We start from the raw sequence: 4,015 nt of genomic DNA, 5'->3' as shown, positions 1-4,015 counted from the left end.
CTTTCCAGCCTGCGCGAAGCTCTGCAAGGCTTTCTGGTTCACGCTTTGCATCACGGGTTTCCAAGATAGCTTGCTGCCACAAACGACCCACCTCAACCGAGTTAGGGGTTGCACCACGCGCGGCAACAAACTCTTCCACGAGTCGCTTATAGACCGGCTGTGCGCCGCGTCGACGCTTGGAAAAAGACTCCATCAGCGACTGCGAAATACCGTCAATCTCCCACGTAGGTTCCTTGTTGACCCCATGGTCGCAGGCGGTGAAAGTGTAGCCCATCTCGTTAGAAAGCAGGGTGTTCAAGATGGAATCATAGCGGTGCGAAATCGACTGATGATACTTCATCAAGGTGTACCCATCGATGGACAACCAGCGCCCATCTTCGGTCTGAACCTTGTTGGATACCAGCACGTGCGAGTGCAGATCCGGGTCTCCTGCGCGCGTATCGTAGTGCTTAAACTCCGACGCGACGAAGCCTTTCGTCTTGACTTGCTCACGCCCTTGCTTGCCAACTCGGGTAAACAAAGCGTTGTCTTCTGCCCACGCCATAGCTTCCTTTACGGCCTGGTGATGAAGCGCCTCAATACGCTGCGCGGTCTTCTCATCAGACAATGCCCACGCCACCGACACGGACTTAGCAGGCGAAAAAGTCAGGTCAAAACCCGACACAGACTGACGCACATTGTCCTTTAAACCATTGACCCAGTTGACGACTTCCCGGCCCGATTGCGGCTCGACTCCGTGTTCTTCAATGAAGAATTCTCGGCCAATATCCTGGACTAACTCGGCGCGTTCTTGCTTGCTCATCAACGTGCCCGTTGTCTGCCTATGGCGGCGCTCCGCGTCACGAAGTGCCACCAAAACCGGCACATCATTAGTGAAATTAGCGAAAGGACGCCCCAACTGTACGTCTTTGATTTTCTGACCTTCGGACATCTTCATATCCGCATCTGGGTGCAGACCTACGCCATACAACGCGGCCATTTGAGACTCGGTAACTTCCCCACCTTCGGTGACCGTTTCGGTGTTCAAACCGGCCAAACCAGAGCCTAACCAACGACCTGGCGGGGTGCCTTTCGCGTCGTAATACTTCGACAAACTTGGCGCATCTGTCGGCCCATCATTGGTAGCCACAGAGCGCAACAGGTACTCATAACCTGTTCCGCTATTGACTACGCGCAGGGTCATCATGCGCCCTAGTCTAGCAGCCAAAACCCGATTAACACTAAGAGTGCATATAGTGTATTGTAAAAAGGGCGCTCGCGCCCACGGCTGCAGGTCTACAGCGCTGTCGAGAGACTGCAGGGATAGTCCACTGCTTGCTTCCGATTACGCCGAACTTCCCGCGTGGTGTTTGTGTCAGGAGCGGGGCGGTGTGTGCGCTGGCATTGTGGGTTTATGGTTACCGCAAGTAGAAGTTTGAAGAAGCGTCAGGAACTGCGTCAGCGTCTCGAAGAAGAACAGCGTAAGCTGCGCGACCGGAAGAAGAGCATCAACTCGTTGCTCAGCCTTATTGAGCAACGAGACAAGTTGAACGAAAAGATTGGTCAAGCCTCGCAGTCCATTATCGACCTAGGGGAACCTAAAGAACTCGTGCGCGAGCTCGTCGGTGTAAGCCAGCGCGATTTCAACGACATGCTCAAGACTGCTAAGGAGTCCTCCCCTAGTGCGGAGGACTCCTCTGGAGACGATGAGTCGCACGCTGGCAATGATGAGGGCCGGGACAACGACGAAGCCGCCAGCGCCACTAAGGACGCTGGCGGCGATGATGCCGATGACAATGGCGACCAGTAGTCAGTAGAGAGAAAGACAGTCTTCGACGTTAGCGGCTGCGGCTACTGTTGCTCGTTCAGGTCGTACTACTCACCGGGGTTGACGGGTGCGGCGTCATACGGGTTGGAGTATGGCGAGTCGTTGGTCTCGTCCGTAGCGCGCTCGTAGTGGTCAGCCATGGAGCAAACCATCACGCCGAGGAAGGTGAGGAAGAACCAGATGATTACCCAGGCGATTACTCCGCCTAACGCTCTGATGATTCCTGTTCCCAATCCTGCGCGTCGTATCTGGGCAATGAGCATCCAGACCAGCATGGCGATGAGTGCAGATGGGGACATGGTTGGTAGCCGATAAATGGCAGTGCGCCCACGGAAGCGTCCTTCCTCTCTGTGGCGCGCGCCGCTCATGATGCTGTTAAAGAGTTTGAGAAGACTCCACCAGTCTTACGTGTGGTAAACATTGTTTACACAGTGTCGATTAAACAATTCTATCGACAGTCCCAAGAGTGGCAGCAATGGTAAACAATGTTTACCATTGCTGCCAAGGAGAGGATACTGCATATGAAACAAGCACCCCACCCTTCCGGACGTGTGGTGTCTGTACGGATGCCAGATGAAATCATTGAACGACTCGACACTCTCTGCGATAGGACAGGACGTAGTCGAGGTTTCTACTTAAAAATGGCTATTACAGCCATGCTTCCCAAACTAGAAGAATTCCATTGGAATCAAGTGGCTGCAGACTTCGAAGAGAAGACAATCAACAACTTGTTTAACCAAATAATGCTCAACGGGCTAAAAGACGAGCCCGAAGAACAACAGTGACTCCACTAATACCTTAGGTTCCGAGCAAGCTTCATCAAAGCAAACGGCCAATAAGGCTTCTTGGCAACAGCCGCCACCATTACTAAATCTCCCAGTAAGTCACACTGATGTGATTTAATAGGCGGAGAAAATAAAAAGACGCGCCCCACACCCGTGGGGTGCGCAGCGCGAGCGGCACACACCCTCGGTTCAAGTCCAGGGCGCGCACATTCCTCAAAACATGAGGAAACCCCCGCATCATAGAGTTGGCGCTCTAGCGGGGGCCCAAAAAAGAAAACGACACCGACCGTGTCGGGTAAGACTTTACCACTTCCCCACGGACAGTGAGCAAAGCACAACACGGGCGGTGTCGATAATCCAAAAGGAGACCACGGCACCATGCAGCCCCCACACACCCCAGACGAGCGCCGCGCCAAGCTCGAAGCAGTCAAAGAACTAGCCCGCAGGCAAGAACACGACGCCGCACAAGAACTCCTCCAAGCCCAAGACGTCGGCTACACCTCCAAACTCTTCGTCCAAGCACTCTTCCCCTACCGCAAAGCAGAAAACAATGAGCGCGTCGTAGAAACTGCACAAGGGATAATCTCGGTCTACTCTCGCAGAGGTCTCCCCTACGGCAAGTATCCGCGCCTCATCATGGCCTACGTCATTACCCGAGCAGTAGAAAACGCTGGACGCCTCAAAGAAGGGAAAATCGACGAGCAGGAAGCGCGCCGCATCCCGCTCGGCCACTCGATGAACCATTTCCTCAAAGCAATCGGCGTTCTAGGCCGCGGAACTGGCGGAGCAACAGGCAACCTGAAAAACATTCGCGAACAAATCCTTCGTATCGCAGGTTCTACCATTACCGTCGAAAGCGATGACGGAGTGCACGCTCAAGGCAGCAACACCCAAATCTTGGACGGCTGGAACCTCTGGTTCGACCCCCGAGACCCCAACCAGGGAAGCTTCATTGAGTCAGAGCTGGCGCTAACCGAAAAGTTCTTCAAGCACATCGCAGAATCCCCCATCCCAATCGACCTCAACGTCCTACGAGAACTCACCAAACCCCGCTCAATGGACATCTACATCTGGCTGACTCTCAAGCAGTATTGGCTGGCGAAAAACAACCGCGACGCCTACACCTTCACGTGGGAAATGATGGCCGCAAACTTCGCCACCAAAAAACTCACCAAAGGTCAAGATTGGGTAAACTTCCGCACCGATGTCAAGAAAGCCATTCACGACATTTTGACTGTTTGGCCTAACGCCGGCATCACCGCCGACGCCAACGGAGTCATGGTCACCAAGACCGCCACCTCTATTCGACAGCGTCCACCAAAGCCCCAACTCGACTAATCCCCAGCAACCGTTAAGCGCCCCACTCGGGCGCTTTCTTTATGCCCAAATCAGACTGCGCATATTTACCAATACAGGTGCGCAT

5 protein-coding genes are annotated in these 4,015 nt (G+C 53.9%); 3 read left to right on the top strand and 2 right to left on the bottom strand.

The features are described 5' to 3' along the window. Positions 1 to 1,186 (bottom strand): MobF family relaxase (gene mobF, locus HMPREF2604_RS01320; RefSeq protein ID WP_168162979.1); only part of this gene is annotated, 1,186 nt, incomplete at its 3' end. 228 nt (positions 1,187 to 1,414) lie between these two features. On the opposite strand from mobF, the gene HMPREF2604_RS01315 reads away from it, so the two are divergent. Next, positions 1,415 to 1,789, top strand: a complete 375-nt coding sequence (locus tag HMPREF2604_RS01315; protein ID WP_232770592.1) for a 3-deoxy-D-manno-octulosonate 8-phosphate phosphatase — start codon at positions 1,415 to 1,417, stop codon at positions 1,787 to 1,789. A gap of 65 nt (positions 1,790 to 1,854) precedes the next feature. On the opposite strand, the gene HMPREF2604_RS01310 is transcribed toward HMPREF2604_RS01315, so the two are convergent. Further along, positions 1,855 to 2,106 carry a hypothetical protein gene (locus HMPREF2604_RS01310; RefSeq protein WP_070776360.1) on the bottom strand — a complete coding sequence of 84 codons (252 nt, stop codon included), beginning with the start codon at positions 2,104 to 2,106 and terminating at the stop codon, positions 1,855 to 1,857. Positions 2,107 to 2,328: 222 nt separating this feature from the next. Between HMPREF2604_RS01310 and HMPREF2604_RS01305 the strand changes: the two genes are divergently transcribed. Beyond that, positions 2,329 to 2,592, top strand: coding sequence for a ribbon-helix-helix protein, CopG family (locus HMPREF2604_RS01305; RefSeq protein WP_080970368.1), 264 nt, complete (start codon positions 2,329 to 2,331; stop codon positions 2,590 to 2,592). 378 nt (positions 2,593 to 2,970) lie between these two features. Continuing rightward, the gene (locus HMPREF2604_RS01300; RefSeq protein ID WP_049377316.1) at positions 2,971 to 3,930 is read left to right on the top strand and encodes a replication protein RepA; all 960 of its coding nucleotides are present in this window, start codon (positions 2,971 to 2,973) and stop codon (positions 3,928 to 3,930) included. The last annotated feature ends 85 nt before the right edge of the window (positions 3,931 to 4,015 follow it).

The sequence above is a fragment of the Corynebacterium sp. HMSC055A01 genome (assembly GCF_001809405.1).
Classification (GTDB): Bacteria; Actinomycetota; Actinomycetes; order Mycobacteriales; family Mycobacteriaceae; genus Corynebacterium; species Corynebacterium hesseae.
Note: the sequence above shows the minus strand (reverse complement) of the source record. Positions and strands in the feature narration are given on the sequence as shown.